Raw genomic sequence first — 22,445 nt, 5'->3', positions numbered from 1 at the left:
CCAGTTAAAGCGGAATGATGGAACCGCTCTATTTATTTGTTTCTACGCATTGTCCTACGCAAAACCGCTACGCACTTTTGCTGGAAATGCTCTAGGCACACAGGAAGGAACAGGGATGCGTAACGGAGGCCAGCTTCTCGTCGAAAGCCTCGTCGCTTTGGGAGCCAGAAAATCTTTCGGCGTGCCGGGAGAAAGCTATCTCGCCGTGCTAGACGCACTGCACGATACCAAGGGCGCGCTCGACTTCGTGCTGTGCCGTAACGAAGGCGGCGCTTCCTTCATGGCGGCGGCCTGGGGAAAGCTCACCGGCGAGCCGGGCCTTTGCTTCGTCACACGCGGTCCCGGCGTCACCAACGCCTCCATCGGCATTCACACCGCCATGCAGGATTCCGTGCCGATGCTGATCTTTGTCGGACAGGTGGGAACCGATATGAAGGGCCGCGAAGCCTTTCAGGAAATCGATTACCGCGCCGTCTTCGGCACCATGGCCAAATGGGCGACCGAGATCGATGATATCGACCGTATTCCCGAAATTCTGGCCCGCGCCTGGACGACGGCGACCACCGGACGCCCCGGCCCGGTGGTCATCGCCCTGCCGGAAGACATGCTGACCTCGGCAACAGATGCAGCCCCCCTTTCCGGCCCGGCAAGGATCAGCGAAGCCGCCCCTTCCGCCGCCGTCCTGGATGACGTGCGGACCTTGCTCGGCGCAGCCACGCGTCCTGTCATCCTGTTGGGCGGCATCAACTGGACTGAGGCCGGGCGCGACGCCCTGCAAAGCTTCGCTGAAGCCTCCGACATTCCGGTTGTCGCTGCCTTCCGCTATCAGGACCAGTTCGACAATTTCTCGCCCGCCTTCGTCGGCGAGGCGGGCGTCGGCATGCTGCCGCATGTCAAGGCGCTGATCCGCGATGCCGATCTTATCCTCGCGATCAATGTGCGCTTCGGCGAAATGACGACAGATGGCTATACGCTACTTTCCGTGCCGGTTCCGGCGCAAAAGCTCATCCATGTTCACGGTTCAGACCGGGAGATCGGCAAGATCTACCAGCCAACGCTCGGCATTCAGGCTGGCCCCAATGCTTTCGCAACGGCCTTGAAGCCGGTCAAAGGTGACTGGAGCAAGTGGCGGGCCGATGCCCGCGCCGCTTTCGAGGCGAGTTTTTCAGCGCCTGCGCAGCCCTCGCCGGGCGATATGGTTGTGGCGATGGAGCATGTCCGCGATGTGCTGCCCGAAGACGCCATTCTCACCAATGGCGCAGGCAATTTCACCGTCTGGCCCAACAAGTTCTTCAAATTCGGCAAGAAGAGCCGCCTGCTCGCGCCGCAATCGGGCGCTATGGGTTACGGCCTCCCCGCAGCGGTCGCCGCGAAAGTGGCCTTTCCGGAGCGCACGGTTGTCTGCTTTGCCGGCGACGGTGATTTCCAGATGAACTGCCAGGAACTGGCGACCGCAAAACAGGCGGGCGCGCAACCCATCGTGCTCATCCTCAACAACGGCATCTATGGCACGATCCGCGCCCATCAGGAGCGGAACTATCCGGGCCGTGTGTCTGGAACGACCATGGACAACCCCGATTTCGTGGCGCTCGCCAAGGCCTACGGCTTTCATGCGGAGCGCGTGGAGCGGACGGAAGATTTTCCCGCCGCCTTTGCCCGCGCCCGCGCATCGCGCAGCGGCGCTGTGCTCGATCTCGACATTTCGCCCGAAGCGCTGACACCGCGCCAGACGCTGAGCCAGATGCGCGCCGCAGCCCTCGCTAAAGTGCCGGTCTGACGGGATCAGATCGGCACTTTAGCTGTTTATTTTAACGCACATCGTTGCCGAAAACCGTTTCGCACTTTTCGGGATGCGCTCTAAAAAGGAACCAGCATGAGCCAGACCATCCGCCTTGGCGCTGATATCGGCGGCACCTTCACCGACATCGCGCTCGAATGCAAAGGCGTACTCTATTCCACAAAGGTTCTGACCAATTATAGCGCGCCCGAACAGGCGATCCTCGACGGCATTGCCATTGTGACCCGCGATGCGGGCATCAGCCCTGCCGATCTCGATATAGTCATTCATGGCACCACACTTGCCACCAATGCGCTGATCGAGCGGCGGGGCGCACGCACCGCCTTTGTGACGACGGACGGTTTTCGCGATGTCATCGAAATGCGCACCGAAAGCCGCTTTGAGCAATATGATCTCAATCTGCGCCTGCCGAAGCCGCTGATCCCGCGTGAGGATCGCTTTGCGGTGAAAGGGCGCATCGGCGCGCAGGGGCAGGAACTGCTGCCCCTCGACGAAGAGGCGCTGGAGGCCATTGCCGACACCATTGCCGCGGTCGGTTTCGGCGCGGTGGCCATCGGCTTCATCCATTCCTACATGAACCCGGACCATGAACGCCGCGCCCGTGACATCATTGCGCGCAAGGTCGCGGTTCCGGTTTCCATCTCCGCGGAAGTCTCACCGCAGATGCGCGAGTTCGAGCGTTTCAACACCGTATGCGCCAATGCCTATGTGCGCCCGCAGATGGCCGATTATCTCTCCCGCTTGCAGCTGCGCTTGGCGGAGATGGGCGCAAAGTGCCCGGTCTTCCTCATCCACTCCGGCGGCGGACTGATCACCGTCGAGACCGCGTCCGAATTCCCCGTGCGTCTGGTGGAATCAGGACCGGCAGGCGGCGCGATCTTTGCCGCCGATGTGGCGCAGCGCTTCGGCCTCGACAGAGTGGTAAGCTATGACATGGGCGGCACGACGGCCAAGATCTGCCTGATCGAAGATTTTGCGCCCAAGACTGCCCGCACATTCGAAGTGGCCCGCACCTATCGCTTCTGCAAGGGCTCGGGCATGCCGATCTCCATTCCGGTGATCGAGATGATCGAGATCGGCGCTGGCGGCGGCTCCATCGCATGGGTCGATGCTATGGGCCGCATCCAGACCGGCCCGGAATCGGCGGCTTCCGAACCGGGCCCGGCCTCCTACCAGCGCGGCGGCGAACGCCCGGCCATCACCGATGCCGATCTGCTGCTCGGCAAGCTCGACCCGGACAATTTTGCCGGTGGCGCAATCCGCCTGTCGGTGGAGAATGCCGCCAAAGCCGTGGCGCGCGACGTGGGAGAGAAACTCAACATTGCCGTCGAACCTGCCGCCTTCGGCATCTGCGAAGTGGTGGACGAGAACATGGCCAATGCCGCCCGCGTTCACGCCGTGGAAAACGGCAAGAACATTTCCGACAATATCATGATCGCCTTCGGCGGCGCGGCCCCGCTGCATGCGGCGCGCCTATGCGAAAAGCTCGGCATCGACCAGTGCCTGATCCCTGCTGGCGCAGGCGTCGGCTCGGCCATCGGCTTCCTCAAGGCGCCATTCGGCTATGAGGCGCTGGCCTCGAAAATCGTGCGCATGTCGGACTTCAAGGCTGCCAGCGTCAACACGCTGCTGGACGAGCTGAAGGCGACGGCGGAAGGCTTTGTCCGGGCAGGCACGAACGGTAAGGTGCTGCGTGAAATCACCGCCTTCATGCGCTATGTCGGCCAGGGTTGGGAAATCCCGGTGACGCTGCCCGACCGCAGCTTTACCGAAGCCGACGCAGAATTGATCCGCGACAGCTTCCGGCAGAACTATGCCCGTTTCTTCGGTCGCGCCATTGACGGACTGGATGGTCTCGAAATCGAGATCGTGACCTGGTCGGTCAAGGCGCAGGACGAGCGCCCTGCACCAGAACGCCATGCGCTGACCTTCGGCACCTCGACCGTTGAAACGCCGGTGACCCGCCCCGTATTCGATCCCGCGCAGGCCGCCAATCTGACGACCGCCATCGTGGAGCGACATACGCTTGCCCCCGGCGCGCGCGTCAGCGGCCCAGCCGTGATCGTCGAACGGGAAACCTCCACCGTCGTCACCTCGCCCTTCGATGTGGTCATGCAGGATGACGGCGCCCTTCTTCTTCTCCGCAAGGAAACAGCAGCATGAGCGACGCGACACAGGAAATCCGCATGCAGGTCATGTGGAACCGTCTGATCTCGGTTGTCGAGGAACAGGCGCTCACCCTTCTGCGCACGGCCTTCTCCACCTCGGTTCGCGAGGCGGGCGACCTGTCCGCCGGTGTGTTCGACCCGCAGGGGCGCATGCTGGCGCAGGCCGTGACCGGCACACCCGGCCATGTGAACACCATGGCCGAGGCCGTGCTGCATTTCATGGCCGAAATTCCGCGCGACGAGATGTATCCCGGCGACACCTATGTCACCAATGATCCATGGAAAGGCACCGGCCATCTGCATGACATCACCATGGTGTCGCCGTCCTTCCTCGGCGACACGCTAGTCGGCTTCTTTGCCTGTACGGCGCATGTGGTCGATGTCGGCGGTCGCGGCTTCGGCGCCGATGGCAAGTCGGTCTATGAAGAGGGCATCCAGATACCGATCATGAAGTTTGCCGAGCGGGGCGCGGTGAACAAGGATCTGGTGCGCATGCTGCGCGCCAATGTGCGCGAGCCCAATCAGGTTGTCGGCGATTTCTATTCGCTCGCCGCCTGCAACGATGTCGGCCATAACCGCCTCATCGACATGATGCAGGAGATCGGCCTGACATCGCTCGACACGCTGGGCGAATTCATCTTTGCGCGCACCCGCGCCGCGACGCTGGAGCGCATCCGCGCATTGCCGAAGGGCCAATGGTCGAACGAACTTGTCACCGATGGTTACGACAAGCCGATCAGGCTCGCGGCAAAGGTCGAGATTGAAGGCGATACGGTCAATGTCGATTTTGCGGGCAGCGATGCTGTCAGCCCCTGGGGCATCAATGTCCCGATCATCTACACCAAGGCCTATGCCTGCTATGCCCTGAAATGCGTGATTGCGCCGGATATTCCCAACAACTGGGCCTCGCTGGAACTGTTCACGATTTCCTCGCCGGTCAACATCCTCAATGCCGAGCGCCCGGCCCCGGTTTCGCTGCGCCACGTCATCGGCCATATGGTTCCTGACCTCGTTCTGGGCGCGCTGGCCAAGGCCCTGCCCGGCCAGATTTTGGCCGAAGGCGCTGCCGCATTGTGGAATATCCACATTTCGGCGCGTCCCGTGGCGGGTCAAGCCGGACGCAAGGCCGAAATCCTGATGTTCAACTCCGGCGGCATGGGCGCACGTCCCGGACTGGACGGCCTGTCAGCGACCGCTTTCCCGTCCGGCGTGATGACCATGCCGATCGAGGCAACCGAGCATACCGGCCCGATTGTCGTCTGGCGCAAGGAACTGCGTACTGACTCCGGCGGTGACGGCGAATATCGCGGTGGCCTCGGTCAGACGATTGAAATCGAAGCCATTCCCGGCCACGAATTTGATTTTTCGGCGATGTTCGACCGCGTTCACCATCGCGCCAGAGGCCGCAATGGTGGCGGCGAAGGCGCGCCGGGGGTGGTGGCTCTGGATGACGGCACCAAGCTGAAGCCAAAAGGCTGGCAGCATGTCCCGTCAGGCCGCAGGCTGGTGCTGCAACTGCCGGGCGGCGGCGGTTATGGCGAGCCGCAAAACCGCGACCCGCAAGCCCGTGCCGAAGATATTTCGAAGGGCTATGTGTCGGCCAAGTGACATAAAATGCAACATCGGCCCGAAATCAGTTCTGATCTTCGGGCCGATGACATAGAAAATAGCGTTTCCAGCAAAAGCGAAGAGACGACCAGTTGGCGTTCATGATGGAGCAAAATGAGCGAGCGGACTATCAGACTGCCCCCTCTGAATGCGCTGCGTGTGTTTCACGCGGTGATGCGCCATCGCAGTTTTCGCAGCGCCGCCGACGACCTTCTGGTCAGCCCGCAAGCCGTCAGCCAGCAGATCAGGCAGCTTGAAGAAACGAGCGGCGTTCAGCTCTTTGAGCGAAAGGGGCGCACGGTCGAACCGACCGAGAATGCCATTCTGCTCGGTCATTATGTCCAGTCCGGCTTTGCCGAATTTGCCGAAGGTATCCGCCGCATCAGCAAGACCGGCCAGCGCGACCGGATCAACATCAATGCCAGCCCCTATTTTGCGACACGCTATCTGCTGGAAAAGCTGGGCGGCTTTCGCGACATTGTTCCGGGCGCCGATCTGCGCCTGACAACCATGGTGGAGTTGCCGGATTTTGCCCGCGACGATGTGGATGTCGCCTTACAATGGGGCTTTGCAGGCGATGTTCAGGGCAGCTGGAAAAACTATGAGACCCAGCTCCTGACCCGCGACGTGAAGGTGATCTGCTGCACGCCCGATCTGGCGCGCCAGATCGCGTCACCCGCCGATCTTCTCACTATGACGCTGCTGCATCCCGTGCTATCGAGCAACCTTTGGGCCGATATTCTGGCGCATATGGGCGTCGCGTTCGATCCGGCGGCAGGCAATATGCGCCTGCAGGATGCCGCCACCATGCGCCGCGCCACCGTGGCGGGCCTGGGCGTCGGGCTGCTCTCCATCGCCGATGCGGACGAAGACCTCAAGCTTGGGCGTCTCGTCGCGCCGTTCGGGCGTGAGATCATGACCACCATGCCGGAAGCAAAAGTGCCAGGCTTTTATCTTGTCTTCCCGAAGGCGCATCTGCGGGTCGCCGCCATTGCAGCCTTCTGCAAATGGCTGCAACAACAAGATTGGAATCCAACTCACTGATGACAGTCTTCCATGAGAGTTAGTATAGAACTTGAGAACACTCATTGCGGGTGATGGGGCCACCCATGTGATTGCCAGTCAAGAATCGTAACGAATTCTCCTGTTCGTTTAACTGTGATGGGCACGCAGTCATACTTCGACTGCAAAAATGCTACTATTCTCCAGCGACCGCCGATCGTCTAGACAGCATGAGACGTCGCATTGCATCCTTCGCTTAAAGATAGGTGTTGTGAGGCCGAAAATAGCCGCATCAGGAATTTGCTTTTCTTAAAGGAAAGCATTCGACAAATTAGCACGGATTTACCGTTTCATTCAACAAACTGACTAACAGTGCGAATGATGTCCGGCTTCCTGCCAATTTAAGAGACGGCTTGTTTGGCCTATCCCCGGATTGAAGGCGTTGGTGGGGTCCAGGTCCCGATAAAACTGCTTGAGGCATTCCTCAGCCTCATACACATGCCCCACATTATGTTCAGCGGGGTACTTCGCTCCGCGTTGCTCCAGCAGGGCAAGAATGTCCTTTTTCAAAGCCTCGCAATCCTGCCCCTTCTTGACCAGATATTCTTGATGCAGAACGTGGCAGAAGAAGTGGCCGCAGTACATGGTGACATCGATTTTCTTTTCGATTTCGGCAGGCAGACGTTCGAACCAGTCGAGCGCGTTGCGCGGCAAGGCAATATCGAGGGCTACGATATCTTCCACTGTCTTTGCATGAACAGCGCGATACCGAACTACCGACCCGCCGACAGCAAACCGATTGAGGAAAGCCGCCTTGCCTTCTTCGTCGGTGCACTCAAAGTAATTTCCATGTGAGGTTGGAAATCGTTCGGCCAGATAGCGGCGCGCTTCATCGATACCCTCGTTTCCCATTTTCAAAAGCAGATGATGTTCGTAACCATCTCGGAAACTGTTGAGCCTGGTTGGCAGATGATCGGGTAACAGACCGGTTACGAATTGCAAGAGGCGATCGCTGATTGCGCTGCCGAGACAAAGCTTTTCTGTTATGCCGTCAAAACGACTTTTGATGCCGAAAGCCAAGGGGATCTTGTCTGTGCCAAAAGCTTGAAGGAATAGGAAGAGGTCCTTGCCGTAGCGTCGTGACAGATCATAAGCTGAGCGATGCATATATTCGCCCGCGACGGGGAGATTTTCAAAGGTTGAAAGCATATCGCGACGAATGCTTTCCAATTCTCCTGGATCGTTGGAACCGATGTAGAAAACCTGTGTCTTGTCGTCGGCTTGGAATGTGTCGATGCGCAATGCAAATACTGCAAGCTTGCCCGCCGATCCCGAGGCCTCATAGAGCCTACGTGGATCGGCATTGTAACGTGCCGGCGTGGTGGCCGAAATATCGCGCACATGATTGCAATATTTGTGATCCGAGGCACAAAGATTCGAAGACTGGTCTACGTTGGCAGCGGGAATCTCACCTTTATCCAGTCTGCTCAGTATTTCCTCAGCTGTCTTCCCCAGATCAATACCAAGATGATTGACGAGTTTTAAATCGCCATTGGTATCAATTCGGGCGAACAGGGCAAGCTGTGTATAGGCTGGTCCACGTCTTATCAGTGATCCGCCGGAATTATTGCATATTCCACCAGTAACTGAAGCACCAATACAACTAGAGCCGATCACCGAATGCGGCTCTCTTCCGATGGGACGTAGTGACTTTTCAAGCTGATCAAGAGTGACGCCGGGTTGCGAAATGACTTGCGCGCCCTCGGCGATAAGATCAAGGCGGCGCAGGCGCATCGTATTGATGATGACAACTTGCCGATCGTAGCCTTCCGGTACCGGCGTGGAACCGCCGGTCAGTCCGGTATTTGCGGCCTGACAAATGATAATCGTTCCCGCCTTGTGGCATGCTTCAAGCACATGCCACATCTCCAGAAGCGTGCCCGGACGCACGACTGCAAGAGCCTTGCCTCCACCATACCGATATCCCTGGCGAAAGCGCCGAGTTTGCGTATCGCCGATCAAGACATGGCGACGACCGACGATATGGCGGAGTTTTGCGACGAGATCAGGCATGTTTGTTTAGTTCCTGCAGGCAGTATCGAGGCCGGTCAAGCGAAGTAGCGCACCCTGATTGCATCGATGGCAACAGCGATAAAGATCATGAAGCCGCCAATCATGCCGACATAAAAGGAGGGTATATTGATGATCGCCAGTCCGACCTGAATGACGGTAAGAAGCAGAACGCCGCCAAGAATCCCAACCACGTTTCCCCGTCCGCCGAAAACGCTGACGCCACCGATGATCGGTGCTGCGATTGCATAAAGAAGATAGCTGGAGCCCTGGTTCGAAGTGATCGCCATCTGCCACGAGGCAAGTAGGAATCCAGCCACACCTGCTAGGAAGCCGGAGATCGTATAGGCAATAATCTTGATACGGTCCACGCGAATACCTGCGGAACTGGATGCCTGCGGGTTACCGCCAACTGCGTAGATGGAGCGTCCAAGAATGGTCATGCGTAGCAGGACGCCGATCGCGATCAGAGCGACAACGAAAATCAACGGCATAACGGGCCATCCGGCAACCGATGCCTGACCGATCCAGACATATCCGTCGGACAGATTTGTCAGGGTCTTGCCTTGCGTCAGCGCCAGGAGCGCGCCTTGCAGGATGATCATCATCGATAGCGTCTGGATGAGCGAGACCATTCGCAGCTTGGTGATACAAAGGCCATTGAAGAAGCCAATGAGCGTTGCAACCGCGACACCAACCAGCATAGCGGGAAACCAGGGCATTCCGAGATTGGAATAGGCCAGTGCTCCAATTGCCGACGAAAATCCGAGATTAGCCGGGATCGACAGGTCAATCTCCGCCACGAGCAGCGGGAGGGCTACGGCCAGTCCCAGCATTCCGAGAACCGTCGCCTGCACCGTGATGTTTTGCATGTTCATCACGGTCAGAAAGAACTCATTGAACAGCCCGAAACCGAGGACTAGCGCCACCAGCCAGATCCACACCACATTGTGCAGAATCCAGCCGACGATTTTATGTGTCGCTTTTTCGTTAGGTTTGACCTCTTTGGCCGCAGTGGCTGTCATGACAGTGCTCATTTCTCTTATTCCTTTACCGATGTTGCGCTCACGCCTGTGAAAGGCGGCGCAGATTGTCGGTGGTGATGTCGTCGCCGATCACGATCTCCTCGATGGAGCCTTGGCGGAATACGCAGACACGGTCGACTGCGCGCACCAATTCGTCCGTATCGGTCGAGACAATGATAACGCTGACGCCCTTGTTGCTGAGTTCATCGATGATGCGCAAAACGTCCTGCTTGACGCCGACATCGATACCACGTGTCGGCTCGTCGAGGATAAGAAGCCTTGGTTGTGTCGCAAGAACACGACCGAGGCATACTTTCTGCTGGTTACCACCGCTCAACGTATCCACTGCTGCGGCAGCGCTTTGCGCCTTGATACCCATACTGGAGAAATATCCGCCGCAAAGACGCGCTTCCTGGTCGCGTTTGACAAAACCCAGGAACGCACGCCGATCGAGTGAGGAAAGTGCGATGTTTTCAGCGATCGATAAATGGCCAACAACGCCATCCTTTCGCCGATCGTCGGACAGATAGGCGACACCCTTGCTGAAAGCTGCCTTTGGATGCTGCGGTAGACTTTCCTGTGGTCCACCGTCAAAACTGATCGTTCCAGCCTTCGCACGGTTGAGGCCGAATATCGCCCGCGCAAGTTCTTTTGCGCCGGCACCTGGCAAGCCGGTAAAACCAACGATCTCGCCTGGCCGGATATCAAGTTCATCGAGATCGACATGATGGGCGATAACACCGCGCAGACTGATTGCCGGCGTTTGAGAACCGAAGATTTTGCGCTCGCGCTGAAACAGGTCGAGGCCGCGCCCGAGCACCAGTTCGGATAGTTGCTCGGACGTCATCGCCTGCACATCCTGGCTGCCACCGGCAAGAAAGCCGTCGCGCAGGACGGAAACCGCATCGCAGATTTCAAGAATCTCGTCATTATAATGCGATATGAAAATGAAGGTGACGCCTTCGCTCTTCAACTGACGCATGAAATCGAACAGTTGCCTGCGGTCGGGAACGGTAAGGGCGGCCGTCGGTTCATCGAGGATAATGACTTTACCGCCTGAGAACATGGCGCGCAGGATATTGAGCTTGCGTCTTGCAACGGCGTTGAGCCTGCCGGCATTGACGGCTGGATCAATTCCCGAATCTTTCAACATTCGTGCGGCATCTGTCTTCAGCTTCTTCCAACGCACAAAGCCGCCTCGGGAAGGCCAAATGCCTAGCATCAGATTCTCGGCGGCAGAGATGTGATCGATAATCATAGGCTCTTGCGTGACCAGAAACACGCCGGCTTCTTCCATGGCCTTAACGTCTGCGCCCTGCACCGGTTTATCATCAAGATAGATCGTTCCGCTGCTGGGTGCGCGCTGCCCAGAGATGATACCAACTAGCGTGCTTTTGCCGGCGCCGTTTTCGCCGAGCAGTCCGTGGATACTGCCGCGATTAATATCGAGGCTAACGGAGCGCAACGCCGTAAAGGTTCCGTATCGTTTGATAACGTTGTCGACACGCAAGGCAATGTTGCTTTTGCCAGCATCCTTTTCGCGCCCATTTGTCTGGATATTTGTCATGATACTCCTCCGCCGCCTGCGACCGCACGCCAATCACATGCGAAACGACGCCCACCCTTGTTGCGCGGGCGTCGTATGTCACGATCAGGTATAAGGAACGCCCCATTCCTTTTCTGCGACGTAGCCCCAGTGGCGCTTGTCGGCAGCATTGTCGCCATTGATGACGAAAGGTGGAATGATGAGGGTTGGACCGGTATCACCCTTGACGATCTCGCCCTTCTCCCAAAAATATTTCTTATTTTCATACGCGCCAAGCGGCACTTCCTCGCCCTTCATTGCGTGCTTTTCCAAGAGTTCCACGGCAATCTCACCATAGGCAATAGGGTCTTGTGATACGCAGGCGTCCATGTAACCGTCCTGAATGCCTCTGACTGCAACCGGCTCGCCATCGATGGTGACGAAAATCACGTGGCCTTCCTCACCGACCTTTTTCCAGCGATTCTTTTGCTGCAGGGCAGTTGTGATGCCGCGTGCGGGCGAGTCGCTGGGAGCATGAACGGCATCAAGATCGGGATGTTCGGAAAGCGTCGACAACGTTACGGAAAGCATTTGATCAAGCTGACCTTCGGTGGGTCGGCTGATATAGGTTATGTCAGGATACTTGGCGAATTCGTCGTCCATTCCTTCCTTGCGTTGACGCCAGGCGACGCTCGCAAGTGCTCCATAGCAATTGAGGACCTTGCCGCGCGGGCTACCGTGCTTTTTGGTCAACCGGTCGATGATCTCGCGTGCGGCCATGACACCGCCCTGATAGTTGTCGAAGCTAACGGTGATGGCGACATCCCCGCCATCTGCAGGCGTATCGATGATGGCGACGGGTATCTTTTTCTGATTGTAGCGGCGGATCGCGCTCACGATCGCCTGGCTATCAATCGGATCGGCAACCAGACCGACAGGCTGGGACAGCATCAGGCTCTGCCATTGTTCGAGCTGCTTTGTATTGTCGAAATTGGCATTGGTTGCCTGGAACGACCATTTGCGGCTTTCGACAGCACGCTTTACCGCCTCTTCCTCGATAACGAAAAAATAGTAGTCAAGACTTTTGTTGCTGAACGGCAGAAAGATGCGGTCTTGCGCGAATGCCTCGCGGCCGGCAAATGCCGCCGCTCCAAGTGCGAGCCCCCCTACCAGAACGTGGCGCCGGTTGATTTTAAGATCGATACCCATATTCACCTCCCAAAGTGCGTTTATATAGTTTCACTACATGTGCAGCAAGCTTGTCAAGCTGATTCAGAAAAATTCAGGTTAAACGGCGCCTCCCAGATCGAAGAATCGCCATATTATGCCAATTTTTGGCGCAGATTAGTATTATCTGGAGCCCAGATAGGATCCAGCCACATCAATCCATTTGAAGTTTTACTAGATTATCGCATCTTAACGTAGGAGGTACCGTCGAAACAACCCACCACCATACCGGCGGATTCTCTGGTAAACAGGCCATTTTCGACGACGCCGGGTATGCGGTTGAGTTCAGTTTCGAGGGGAGCCGGTTTGGTGATCGCGCCACATTTGCAATCAAGGATGAAATGGCCGCTATCGGTTACCACAGGCTGACCGTCACGCATACGGCGGGCGATCTGGGCAGTAATCCCATGCTCGTGCAAAATGCGATTCACCATCCGTTCAGTCTGTTTCCACGCAAACTGCACAACCTCCACGGGGAGAGGAAAGGCCCCGAGCGTGTCGACGATTTTTGTTTCATCGCAAACTGTAATCATCTGCTTTGATGCATGGGCGATGATCTTTTCCCACAAGAGGCACGCGCCACCGCCCTTGATCATGTTGAATTGGCGGTCGATCTCGTCAGGCCCATCGATGGTGAGATCGATCTCGCCAATTTCGTTTGGATCCGTAATGGCGATTCCCACTTCCCGCGCGACATCGATTGTCGAACGTGACGTTGTGGTGCAGGTCAGCTTCATGCCATCGGCCACATATTTCCCCAGCTCACGCACGAAGAAATGCGAGGTGGTTCCCGATCCAAGGCCAAGCTTCATGCCATCTCGCACAAATTCTTCAATGACCCGGCGGCCTGCGACTTTCTTGGCTTCATTCTGCTCTGCGGACATTTGTCTTTCCTGCCGATTGGCCGGAGCCGTGATGGACGACTGCGGCGGTTGTTTAGATCTTTAGTCCCGTATCTTGTCTGTCAGCCAGGAATCGAGGGCTGGCAGTTGATCAGGAAATTCGCTGCCGCTTGACACTGCAATTGCCGTGACGAGCATATTGACGACGAGATGATGATTGAGGCGCGATGCGAGCGGTGTCATCAACTCGGTCTGATCGTAGGGACGAACGGCAATCAGCGCGTCCGTGACACGGGCGAGCGGACTTTCGGCTGCGGTGATCGACACGACACGCGCGCCCCCTGCTCTTGCTGCAATGGCCAGCTCCACCATCTGCTTGGTGTGACCAGACTGCGAAAAGATCAGCGCGACTTCGTGCGGTCGCGAACCTTCGACATGCATCCACTGCTTCTTGCGCCCCATGACCGCCGCACACCGCATGCCGAGGCGCTGGAACTTGTGTTCGGCATCAATCGCTGTGACTTCAGAAATACCGCTGGCGTAGATACCGGTCCATGCGGCATCGCGCAAAAGCAGGGCAGCCTGTTCAACCTGCTGGGGAATGAGATCCTCCAGAGCACGCTGGATGGCGTTGAGGGAATTGCGACAGGTCTTGCGGACAATATTCTCTATGCCGTCATTGGGGATGATCTGTTCATAGGCGAAGGGTGCAGAAGGAACGAGGCTTTGTGCCAGATGCAGCTTGAAATCCTGATAGCCATCGAAACCGAATCGGCGGCAAAAGCGCATGATGGTCGGATCACTGACCGAACAGCGCTCGGACAATTTGGCCATGCTCATATGAATGACCTCGCCAGGAGACGTGCTCACAAATTCGGCGATACGCCGTTCGGCGGCCCCCATTCCGTCTGTTTCATGGAATATGCGCTGTAACAGGCTAACCGTCATGAAATTGGTTCCTTCGTCGTCCCACTATTTAATGTGAACGATACTCCATGAGATCGGCGATACGCGCAAGCCGTTGATGCGGCTCGACATTTACATCCGCTCCACCGCCCCACGGCACGACGAAGAAAGTGGCCCCCGCGCCCTCCGCCGTCGCCTTGTCAACATTGGTGTCACCCACATAGGCCCAGTTGGCACCGTTAAGATTCATGCGCTCGACAACGGCGCGCAGATGGCCAGGATCGGGCTTGCAGGCTGGCACCGCGTCTGCACCAAGCGCCACCTCGATGAGGCGATCGAGCTCGAGGATTTTCAAAATTTCCTGAGTCAAGGCGTGGGGCTTGTTGGTGCAGATGCCCAGCCTGAAACCGGCAGCATGCAGGCTTTGCAAATCTTCGCGAACGTGGCTGAAGAAACGTGTCTTCTCGGCCGGGTTGCGATGATAGTTTTCAATATAGCTTTGAACCGCAGCATCCACGGTTGCATCGTCAAAGGGCAGGCCCTGATCAATGAATATGTCCTTCAACAAGCGGCGTGGACCATTGCCGATAAAGGTTTCGACATATTCGACGGATAGTGCTGGCCAGCCCTTGGACACCATATAGACATTCACCGCTGCGGTGATGTCCGGCGCACTATCGATCAGCGTTCCATCCAGATCGAAGATCAAAGCTGAATATTGTTTCATAACTCGAAAAATCCTTTGGTTGGACCTGTTCGACGGTCAGCCAGCAAAAACGGGATCGCCGAGAGCGTGGAAGCTCCGGGAGAGTGCAGGATAAAGCCCTCGATAGATTTCATGTGCCTTGTGATAGACGGCACTATCAGCACGATCAGCCTTCTGACACGTCAATTCGTGCAAGATGCCAGCTGCCTCAGTCGTGTCCTTCCATACGCCCACTCCCACTCCCGCCACCAGTGCCGCGCCAAAAGCCCCGCCTTCCGCAGCACCTTCTGTCGTCACCACATCACAACCGAACATGTCGGCCTGAATTTGTCGCCACAATAGTGATCGGGCGCCGCCGCCAGATGCCTTGATCACCCGGCCTTCGATCCCCATAGATTTCATCAGCGCATGCATGTCATAAAAGGCGTGAACAACGCCTTCCATGACACTACGCGAGACATCGCCAAGTGTGTGGCGTGCTGTGAGACCGATGAGGGCACCGCGTGCTGCGGGATCTGGATGCGGACAACGTTCACCGTTGAGATAAGGCAGGAATAATAGTCCGCGCGCACCTGGAGTGCTGGAGGCAGCAGCTTTTGCTACCGCATCGAAGGTAAGATCGTCACCATGCCCGGTATCGGCAAGGATTGACCGGAACCAGCCCATTGCTCCGCCCGCATTCAGTGATACGCCCATGGCATGCCATTTTGCAGGGGCGACATTGCAGAACATCTGGATGCGACCGTCCGCGCTTGGAACGGGCTTATCCAGGGCCGCTGCCAGAATACCAGCAGTACCGATTGTTGTTTGCAACTGACCGGGTTCGATCACGCCTGAACCAATGGTCTGAATGACACTGTCGCCGCCGCCGCCCGCTACAGGTACCCCTACCGGAAGCCCGAAGAGCGCTGCGCCAGAAGCGTTGATGCGACCGGAAATCTCGTGAGATTCATGGCAGTCGGGTAAGAAAGAAGGGTCAATATCGAGCGTCTCGATCAGCCCCGATGCCCATTTGCGCTGTTGCACATCGAAAAGCCCGGTGCCAGACGCATCCGATACTTCCGTTGCAAGTTCTCCCGTTAACACCAGGCGCAGATAATCTTTGGGGTTGAGCACATGATGCAGTTTTGCAAAGAGATCCGGCTCATGATTTTTCATCCAGACGATTTTGCCCCCGGTATAACCGACCAGCATGCGATTGCCTGTCTGGCCGATCAGAGCATCCAGCCCGCCAGCCTTTGCTGTGATTTCCTCCACTTCAGCAGCGTTGCGCTGATCGTTCCACAAGATTGCCGGACGCAGAATTTTTCTATTTTCGTCAAGCGGTGTAAGGCCATGCATTTGACCCGAAAGGCCGACACAGAGAAGTTCAATCTCCGGGCATTGCGCCATCACGCTTGCCACTGCCTTGCGCGCACCCTCAATCCAAAGGGCGGGATCTTGTTCGGTCCAACCGGCACGAGGCTGCGACAGCGTGTAGGTGGCGGTGCTGGAGGCCAGAATATCGCCTTCGACGGACACCAGCAGTGCTTTGCAGCCCGAAGTTCCGATGTCGATACCTAGAAGTGCGGACGTCATGAAGTCAGGCTCCGACGCCGTGATGCAGGCGGATATGCTTGAAATTGAAATATTCCAGCAAGCCTTCCCGGCCATGCTCACAGCCGATGCCGCTTTGCTTACGACCTCCATAAGGCGCGTTCATGATACCCGCGTCGACATTGTTGATGGCGACATTACCGTAATCAAGGTCGCTTGATAGCTGATAGATCTCCTGCAAGTCGCGCGCATAGACATAAGATGCAAGCCCATAAGGTGTATCATTTGCTAGGGCCGCAGCCTCTTCCAGCCCGTCGAAAGGCGCCACACCGACAAGCGGACCAAAGGTTTCCTCACTCATGACCTTCATTTCATGAGTACAGTCGGCGACAATAGTTGGGCAAAAGAAGAACCCCCTGGCAAATTTTTCACCTTCCGGCGCCTTGCCGCCGGCGAGGAGCCTTGCACCTTTTTGCAATGCATCAGCCAGGTGCTCGCGCGTTTTTTCAAGGGGCGCAACCGAAGCCATGGACCCAATATCGGCAGCCGGTTCGAGCAGACCGTCGCCGATGGTCAATGCGTTGGCGGCAACCGCGAATTTTTCGAGAAAAGTCTCGTAGAGCGGGCGCGCCACATAGATACGATTAATTGCAATGCAAATCTGCCCCATATTGCGGAAGGAACGGCGCACGGCCCCCTTCACTGCCGCATCAATGTCGGCGCTGGCGGTTATGATGAGCGGACAATTGCCACCAAGCTCCAATGAAAGGCGCTTTACGGTTGGACAGGACTTCTGGATATGAAGGCCAACCGCGCTTGAGCCGGTAAAGGCGATCTTGTCAACGTCTGGATGCTCGATGAGTGCCTGGCCAACGAGCGAGCCCTTGCCGGTTAAGACATTGACGACGCCCGCTGGAATCTTGGCCTCCGTCACCTTTTCAGCAATGGCCAGGGCGGTAAAGGGTGTGATTTCTGCCGGCTTGATGATGATCGTGCAACCAGCAGCAAGGCTTGCGCAAAGTTTCCACCCAACAAGCTCAGCAGGATAATTCCAGGGTGTAATTGCACCGACCACGCCGATCGGTTCGCGGATGACCTGGCTTTGATAACCGTTCTGATCGTTGGGTACGATTTCGCCCAGGACGCGCACCGCCTCCTCGCCATAAAAGTGGCAGGCTTCGGCCAGTTTGAGGATTTCGCCTTTGGCTTCATTGAGCGGTTTGCCCTGTTCCAGCGTCATGATCTGGGCCATGCGCCGGGCATCGGCGGATATCAGGTCGCCGAGCCTGTGGAGAGCTTGTGACCGCTCCCTGGCCGGAACCTTGGACCAAGAACGAAATGCAACCCGCGCGCTGGCGACTGCCTGCTCGATTTCTTCGAGCGTCGTTGCCGCAATCTGCCCGATGACTTCGCCACGCGCCGGATTCTCGACGTCGATACGCGCGCCGCGTCCTTCTATGAATTTTCCGTCGATAAACAGCTTTCCATCAAGCCGCGATAGGATCGTATCGGTCATGATTTTCTCCACCCAATTCCGAGCCGTCAACGTTCACAAGGATCGTTGATATAGCATAACTACATATCGCGTTGCGTCTGGTTTGCCAATCCGAAAAAAGAGACCGGCGGCAGGAAATCATTTTAGGTGACAAAAACAGTTGAATATAGTGACTTTCCAACGATATTCGCTGTGGATTTCGGTCGAAGTCGGCAAGATGTCTGCAGCAAAGGCTGATTACACCTTGACGAAACAGTAACAAAATTAATAGTTTTACTACATATAAGGAGGAGAAGCATGCTTCCCGATTCTCATGAAAAGGCCCGCCTGGTCGGGCGTGTATGGCGCGCCGATCTGTCAGCGCCCAGTGTCGTCATCATTCGCGATGGTGAGGTGATTGATGTCACAAAGTCGGTGATCTCAGTTAGCGACTTCCTCGACAATGATCCCGCAGATCGCTTTGATGGTCTACAGGGCGAAAAGCTCGGCAATCCCGACGATTTCGTTCTTTCTCCACACGAAACAGGTTATGAATCGCCTCGCCATTCATGGCTTGCACCTTGTGATTTCCAAGCGCTCAAGGCATGTGGGGTCACTTTTGCGCAAAGCATGATCGAGCGCGTTATCGATGAGCGGACGTCAGGCGACCCGGCAAAAGCCGACGCGATCCGCAAGCGCATCGGTGAACTGATCGGCGGAAGCCTGTCCAACATACGCGCTGGCTCTGAGCAGGCCGTTGAGGTAAAGACTGCCTTGGAGAAAGAAGGGCTTTGGTCGCAATATCTTGAAGTGGGTATTGGACCTGACGCTGAGGTCTTCACCAAATCGCAGCCCATGTCTGCCGTTGGCCATGGCGCGCAAGTCGGCGTCAACCGGATTTCGAAGTGGAACAACCCCGAACCCGAAATCGTGCTCGCGGTAGACAAAAACGGCAATATACGTGGCGCTACACTTGGAAATGACGTCAATCTGCGCGACGTTGAAGGTCGATCAGCGCTCCTCCTCGGCAAGGCCAAGGATAATAATGCTTCCTGCGCCATCGGCCCGTTCATCCGCCTGTTTGACGCTGGATTTACGCTCGGTGACATTGAGAATGCAACACTTGAAATGTCCGTCAAAGGAGAAGACGGCTTTGAAATGTCAGGGCGCTCCAATATGGCCGAGATCAGCCGGAGACCTGCCGATCTGGTCGCACAGACCATCAATGCCAGCCATCAATATCCTGATGGATTCCTGCTATTTTTGGGAACCATGTTTGCTCCTACGCAGGATCGTGCGGATAAAGGCAGCGGCTTCACCCACAAAGAAGGTGACGTCGTCGAGATTTCGACGCCAACACTTGGAACCTTGCGAAATGTCGTCACGACGTCGGACAAGGCGCGTCCATGGGCTTACGGTATGCGCTCGCTGATGCGAGACATGGCCAAACGCGGTTTGATTTAGGAACGGCAGAACAAAAATGTCCTATAGTGCAAGAATGGATTTGAGCGGTCGGCTGGCACTGGTAACAGGGGCCGGTCAGGGAATAGGTGCAGCATGTGCGCAGGCCCTGGCGCAAACCGGGGCGATGGTGGTCTGCACCGATATTGATCTGTCACGCGCCGAGACCACCGCAAGAGAAATCGGTGGGTCTGCAAGCGCCCGGCAGCTCGATGTTACTGACAGCGTTCAGTTGAACGCGCTGGCGAATGACATACAGCCACTTGACGTGCTCGTCTGCAATGCAGGTATCGTCAACAATGTCGCCGCTGAAGACATGACGGACGATCAATGGGATCGTGTTATTGAGGTCAATCTCAGCGGCGTATTCCGCACCTGTCGAGCCTTTGGTCGTCGAATGTTGGAGAACGGCAAGGGTTCAATCATCAATATCGGTTCGATGTCGGCACATATCGTTAATGTGCCGCAGCCACAATGCCACTACAACGCCTCGAAAGCCGGGGTACACCACCTCACACGCTCACTCGCAGTCGAATGGGCCAAAAGAGGTGTCAGGGTGAATGCGGTTGCGCCAACCTATATCGAAACGCCATTGCTGCATGGACTTGAAAATCAGCCGGGGCTGGTTGAGCGCTGGCTTGACCTGACCCCCACTGGTCGCATGGGCAAACCGGAGGAGATCGCCTCCATCGTCCAGTTCCTTGCCTCAGACGCCTCAAGCCTGATGACTGGCTCGATTGTCACTGCAGACGCTGGCTATACAAGTATCTAGGATTAACATGGCTCTCGCACTGGATCTGTTGCAAAATTTAAGTTGGGCAAAGCGTGGCTAACCGCTGGACGCAATTATGCTTCAAGCGCTGTGAATTGTTGTTTGAGTGAAAGGAGTGCGGTTGATCCGAAATTGCCTTGCTGCATGCGCATCATGTGAATGAGTTCGATGCCGGCAAGGGTAATCCCTGCGGCTTGTACGGATTTGAAACCTAGCATGGATCGTATCCGTCGTTTGACACGGCGGTGATCCTGCTCAATCATATTGTTCATGTATTTGCTGGAGCGGATGGCGATGAATCCTCCACCTTGTCGCAGCCGGTTCTCAGTGTCGCACTGTATGATTGCCAAGCGATTGGTCTGGCTGCCATCAATAGTGATCTTCTCTGGCCTGCCATGACGGGCCAAAGCCTTGCGGATAAAGCGTTTGGCAGCTTTCAGGTCTCGCTCTTTACTGAACAGGAACTCGACCGTATCGCCATTGCTGTCGATGGCGCGATAAAGATAAAGCCACTCGCCTTTGACCCTTATGTAGGTCTCATCGAGGTTCCACTTTCGTGTGGCCTGACGCTTTTTCTGATTGAACCGCTCCAGCAGTTTGGGGCTGAAATGCAAAACCCAACGATACACTGTCGAATGATCCAGCGCGATGCCGCGCTCCGCCATCATCTCCTTCAGATTGCGCAGGCTCAGATTGTAAGCCAGGTACCATCGAACACATAGCAGGATGACGGGTTTGTCGAAATGGCGGCCTTTGAACATCGATTATACTCTGCTGACGTAAAGCCGAAAGGTTACTCCGCCGTCTTTGACGAAACGTTGCAACAGATCCCTGGAAAACGCCCGCGAAGAGCACACAAATCAAGAGAACAGCCCAAAATGAACTCGACGAGGCGTCAACAATTCGCTGCCACCCTCGGTCACTGTCCTCTGGTGTGCCTTCGAAAAGCAGCCTTCGCTCTTCATGTTTCCAGGAATTTACCAGTTCGGAGACGACAGCCAGAAAGAGCGGCAGGAACACCATGAACACAAGTGTCCAGTTCGCGGCCCAGAGGAATCCGACTTGCTTCACGACGTAATCAGACCGGGTAAATGTCACATTGTGAATGCCAATGATGTACGACACCCAAGAGCCGACATTCCTGCGAAAATTGAAGCGGGCAGATTTAGGGGAGCTCCCTCGCTGAATAGCTCCTCTGATTGTTTGGCCAGCGTCCGGCGCTTCACTTCTCTATCGCCCGCAATCAGCGGGTTCACAGATCCCAGCCCAATTTCGGCGGCGTCTTGTGCTGGCTCCGCAGACGTAATGACGATTTCAGTTTTCTTCAGCTCTCGTCTCTTGGCAACCAAGCGATTGCGCCGCGGTAAGCTCTATTTGCCATTGGCTTGTAGCGACAGGATCATTGCAACCAAAGACTCTGGCCAACCAACGAATGTTGGTAGTGCTGATTCCTTTGTCATTTTCCTGAAACCAGTGCTGCACGGTTCGCGGATCGACGCCGGTGCGGCTGGAATCGATTTGGGAGATCGCTTCTGCAAGAAGCTCGGCTGTCCATGGTCCGGTGGGCAATCCATCCCTGCCCAAGGATCGACCTGCACCTGCAGCGGTTACTCCCTTGAACAGTTCTTTGAAATCGCTCCCATCTTGCGGCGGGGGGGGATAAAAAACTTTCCATTCTTATTCAATATCTTACAGGCTCGAATTTCGCTACGTTTCGTTCGATTTCGTCTCGTTTCGTGCCCCTAACCCCAATCAACTTATATCAACTCTACCCAACTGGGTAGCACACTTCCAGACGAATAGTGCGCGCCACGAATAATTGCGATTGGCATCACCTGTCCTTGGCTTAGGGATCCGGGAAATCATCATGGTAGCGCCTGAGTCGAGATTACAAAGGCATAACCAGCAAAATGTCGGAAAGTTTGAGACTTATTCACACAATGGAGTAATCATGTACCAACATGCCTGCGAAGCCTTCGTCGCCGTCAAACAGGCACCATATATCGCGGAGAATATCTGTCTGCACATCGCGGGGCTTTGCCGATCAGTCGTTGCAAATGAACACGACACGCTCCTGTACTTTGTCAACAGTCAGGCAATTATCAGATCAACCCCCAGTGGGCTTTCCTTCCGGATTTCCGCCCAAAACCTTGTGACGTTCCATGGAATTCGTACGCTCGTCATAGGTAGCCTCTTAAAATTTGAGCCCGACGCGGCAGGGTCAATTGAATGGCTCACTGAACAGGGCATGCCGTTTCATCTGGTCAATGAGCACCTGCCTGACAGACTGGACGAGAAAGCAAACCGTTCATCCCGCTAAACAAT

Annotated in this window: 17 protein-coding genes and 2 pseudogenes; 7 read left to right on the top strand and 12 right to left on the bottom strand. The window is 56.2% G+C overall.

Annotated elements, in window-relative coordinates:
- Positions 1-115 precede the first annotated feature (115 nt).
- From JAU75_RS12950 to JAU75_RS12935, 4 genes are all read left to right on the top strand, one after another.
- Complete coding sequence (locus JAU75_RS12950) at positions 116-1,777, top strand: thiamine pyrophosphate-binding protein (RefSeq protein ID WP_199056917.1); 1,662 nt, start codon at positions 116-118, stop codon at positions 1,775-1,777.
- Positions 1,778-1,873: 96 nt separating this feature from the next.
- A complete protein-coding gene (locus tag JAU75_RS12945) occupies positions 1,874-3,961 on the top strand; it encodes a hydantoinase/oxoprolinase family protein (protein WP_199056916.1) in 2,088 nt (695 codons plus the stop codon).
- Positions 3,958-5,574, top strand: coding sequence for a hydantoinase B/oxoprolinase family protein (locus JAU75_RS12940; protein ID WP_199056915.1), 1,617 nt, complete (start codon positions 3,958-3,960; stop codon positions 5,572-5,574). The genes JAU75_RS12945 and JAU75_RS12940 overlap by 4 nt, the downstream gene beginning before the upstream one ends.
- A gap of 114 nt (positions 5,575-5,688) precedes the next feature.
- Positions 5,689-6,618 carry a LysR family transcriptional regulator gene (locus JAU75_RS12935; protein WP_199056914.1) on the top strand — a complete coding sequence of 310 codons (930 nt, stop codon included), beginning with the start codon at positions 5,689-5,691 and terminating at the stop codon, positions 6,616-6,618.
- A gap of 324 nt (positions 6,619-6,942) precedes the next feature.
- Here the strand turns inward: JAU75_RS12935 and dld are convergent, their stop codons facing one another.
- The 9 genes from dld to JAU75_RS12890 form a co-directional block, all read right to left on the bottom strand.
- Positions 6,943-8,649 (bottom strand): D-lactate dehydrogenase, encoded by a 1,707-nt coding sequence (dld, locus tag JAU75_RS12930; protein WP_199056913.1) that lies wholly within the window; start codon positions 8,647-8,649, stop codon positions 6,943-6,945.
- 35 nt (positions 8,650-8,684) lie between these two features.
- Positions 8,685-9,683 carry an ABC transporter permease gene (locus JAU75_RS12925; protein ID WP_199056912.1) on the bottom strand — a complete coding sequence of 333 codons (999 nt, stop codon included), beginning with the start codon at positions 9,681-9,683 and terminating at the stop codon, positions 8,685-8,687.
- A 28-nt stretch (positions 9,684-9,711) separates the two neighbouring features.
- Positions 9,712-11,238 (bottom strand): sugar ABC transporter ATP-binding protein, encoded by a 1,527-nt coding sequence (locus JAU75_RS12920; RefSeq protein WP_199056911.1) that lies wholly within the window; start codon positions 11,236-11,238, stop codon positions 9,712-9,714.
- 84 nt (positions 11,239-11,322) lie between these two features.
- Entirely contained in the window at positions 11,323-12,405 is a 1,083-nt protein-coding gene (locus JAU75_RS12915; protein ID WP_199056910.1) for a sugar ABC transporter substrate-binding protein, read from the bottom strand.
- A 197-nt stretch (positions 12,406-12,602) separates the two neighbouring features.
- Positions 12,603-13,307 carry a ribose 5-phosphate isomerase A gene (gene rpiA / locus JAU75_RS12910; RefSeq protein ID WP_199056909.1) on the bottom strand — a complete coding sequence of 235 codons (705 nt, stop codon included), beginning with the start codon at positions 13,305-13,307 and terminating at the stop codon, positions 12,603-12,605.
- Positions 13,308-13,367: 60 nt separating this feature from the next.
- Positions 13,368-14,213 (bottom strand): MurR/RpiR family transcriptional regulator, encoded by an 846-nt coding sequence (locus JAU75_RS12905; RefSeq protein WP_078341184.1) that lies wholly within the window; start codon positions 14,211-14,213, stop codon positions 13,368-13,370.
- Positions 14,214-14,241: 28 nt separating this feature from the next.
- A complete protein-coding gene (locus JAU75_RS12900) occupies positions 14,242-14,898 on the bottom strand; it encodes an HAD-IA family hydrolase (RefSeq protein WP_078341183.1) in 657 nt (218 codons plus the stop codon).
- A gap of 36 nt (positions 14,899-14,934) precedes the next feature.
- The gene (gene xylB, locus JAU75_RS12895) at positions 14,935-16,455 is read right to left on the bottom strand and encodes a xylulokinase (RefSeq protein ID WP_199056908.1); all 1,521 of its coding nucleotides are present in this window, start codon (positions 16,453-16,455) and stop codon (positions 14,935-14,937) included.
- Between the two features lie 4 nt (positions 16,456-16,459).
- Positions 16,460-17,929 (bottom strand): NAD-dependent succinate-semialdehyde dehydrogenase, encoded by a 1,470-nt coding sequence (locus JAU75_RS12890; protein WP_210339290.1) that lies wholly within the window; start codon positions 17,927-17,929, stop codon positions 16,460-16,462.
- 276 nt (positions 17,930-18,205) lie between these two features.
- On the opposite strand from JAU75_RS12890, the gene JAU75_RS12885 reads away from it, so the two are divergent.
- Together JAU75_RS12885 and JAU75_RS12880 are read left to right on the top strand one after the other, a co-directional pair.
- Positions 18,206-19,351: a fumarylacetoacetate hydrolase family protein gene (locus JAU75_RS12885; RefSeq protein ID WP_199056907.1), complete on the top strand. Its 1,146-nt coding sequence runs from the start codon at positions 18,206-18,208 to the stop codon at positions 19,349-19,351.
- Between the two features lie 16 nt (positions 19,352-19,367).
- On the top strand, positions 19,368-20,120 hold the full coding sequence (locus JAU75_RS12880; protein WP_199056906.1) for an SDR family oxidoreductase: 753 nt from the start codon (positions 19,368-19,370) through the stop codon (positions 20,118-20,120).
- 74 nt (positions 20,121-20,194) lie between these two features.
- Here JAU75_RS12880 and JAU75_RS12875 read toward each other — a convergent pair whose 3' ends face one another.
- The 3 genes and pseudogenes from JAU75_RS12875 to JAU75_RS24255 all read right to left on the bottom strand — a co-directional run.
- Positions 20,195-20,881, bottom strand: coding sequence for an IS6 family transposase (locus JAU75_RS12875; RefSeq protein ID WP_199056905.1), 687 nt, complete (start codon positions 20,879-20,881; stop codon positions 20,195-20,197).
- A 70-nt stretch (positions 20,882-20,951) separates the two neighbouring features.
- Positions 20,952-21,331 (bottom strand): annotated as a pseudogene (locus JAU75_RS24260) (hypothetical protein); the annotation flags it as partial.
- 108 nt (positions 21,332-21,439) lie between these two features.
- Positions 21,440-21,805 (bottom strand): annotated as a pseudogene (locus tag JAU75_RS24255) (hypothetical protein); the annotation flags it as partial.
- Between the two features lie 266 nt (positions 21,806-22,071).
- On the opposite strand from JAU75_RS24255, the gene JAU75_RS12865 reads away from it, so the two are divergent.
- Positions 22,072-22,440 (top strand): hypothetical protein, encoded by a 369-nt coding sequence (locus tag JAU75_RS12865; RefSeq protein WP_199056903.1) that lies wholly within the window; start codon positions 22,072-22,074, stop codon positions 22,438-22,440.
- Positions 22,441-22,445 lie beyond the last annotated feature (5 nt).

Origin of the sequence: Ochrobactrum sp. Q0168, from assembly GCF_016427605.1 — a bacterium.
Taxonomy (GTDB): domain Bacteria; phylum Pseudomonadota; class Alphaproteobacteria; order Rhizobiales; family Rhizobiaceae; genus Brucella.
The sequence above is the reverse complement of the archived record's forward strand: the minus strand, read 5'-3'. Positions and strand labels throughout refer to the sequence as shown.

Bases quoted from the DNA above. Each gene is read 5' to 3' on its own strand.
- JAU75_RS12865 (WP_199056903.1), top strand. From the start codon at position 22,072: ATGTACCAACATGCCTGCGAAGCCTTCGTCGCCGTCAAACAGGCACCA.
- JAU75_RS12885 (WP_199056907.1), top strand. From the start codon at position 18,206: ATGCTTCCCGATTCTCATGAAAAGGCCCGCCTGGTCGGGCGTGTATGG.
- JAU75_RS12935 (WP_199056914.1), top strand. From the start codon at position 5,689: ATGAGCGAGCGGACTATCAGACTGCCCCCTCTGAATGCGCTGCGTGTG.
- JAU75_RS12905 (WP_078341184.1), bottom strand. From the start codon at position 14,213: ATGACGGTTAGCCTGTTACAGCGCATATTCCATGAAACAGACGGAATG.
- JAU75_RS12925 (WP_199056912.1), bottom strand. From the start codon at position 9,683: ATGAGCACTGTCATGACAGCCACTGCGGCCAAAGAGGTCAAACCTAAC.
- JAU75_RS12940 (WP_199056915.1), top strand. From the start codon at position 3,958: ATGAGCGACGCGACACAGGAAATCCGCATGCAGGTCATGTGGAACCGT.
- JAU75_RS12920 (WP_199056911.1), bottom strand. From the start codon at position 11,238: ATGACAAATATCCAGACAAATGGGCGCGAAAAGGATGCTGGCAAAAGC.
- JAU75_RS12875 (WP_199056905.1), bottom strand. From the start codon at position 20,881: ATGTTCAAAGGCCGCCATTTCGACAAACCCGTCATCCTGCTATGTGTT.
- JAU75_RS12915 (WP_199056910.1), bottom strand. From the start codon at position 12,405: ATGGGTATCGATCTTAAAATCAACCGGCGCCACGTTCTGGTAGGGGGG.
- xylB (WP_199056908.1), bottom strand. From the start codon at position 16,455: ATGACGTCCGCACTTCTAGGTATCGACATCGGAACTTCGGGCTGCAAA.
- JAU75_RS12945 (WP_199056916.1), top strand. From the start codon at position 1,874: ATGAGCCAGACCATCCGCCTTGGCGCTGATATCGGCGGCACCTTCACC.
- JAU75_RS12900 (WP_078341183.1), bottom strand. From the start codon at position 14,898: ATGAAACAATATTCAGCTTTGATCTTCGATCTGGATGGAACGCTGATC.
- dld (WP_199056913.1), bottom strand. From the start codon at position 8,649: ATGCCTGATCTCGTCGCAAAACTCCGCCATATCGTCGGTCGTCGCCAT.
- JAU75_RS12890 (WP_210339290.1), bottom strand. From the start codon at position 17,929: ATGACCGATACGATCCTATCGCGGCTTGATGGAAAGCTGTTTATCGAC.
- rpiA (WP_199056909.1), bottom strand. From the start codon at position 13,307: ATGTCCGCAGAGCAGAATGAAGCCAAGAAAGTCGCAGGCCGCCGGGTC.
- JAU75_RS12950 (WP_199056917.1), top strand. From the start codon at position 116: ATGCGTAACGGAGGCCAGCTTCTCGTCGAAAGCCTCGTCGCTTTGGGA.
- JAU75_RS12880 (WP_199056906.1), top strand. From the start codon at position 19,368: ATGTCCTATAGTGCAAGAATGGATTTGAGCGGTCGGCTGGCACTGGTA.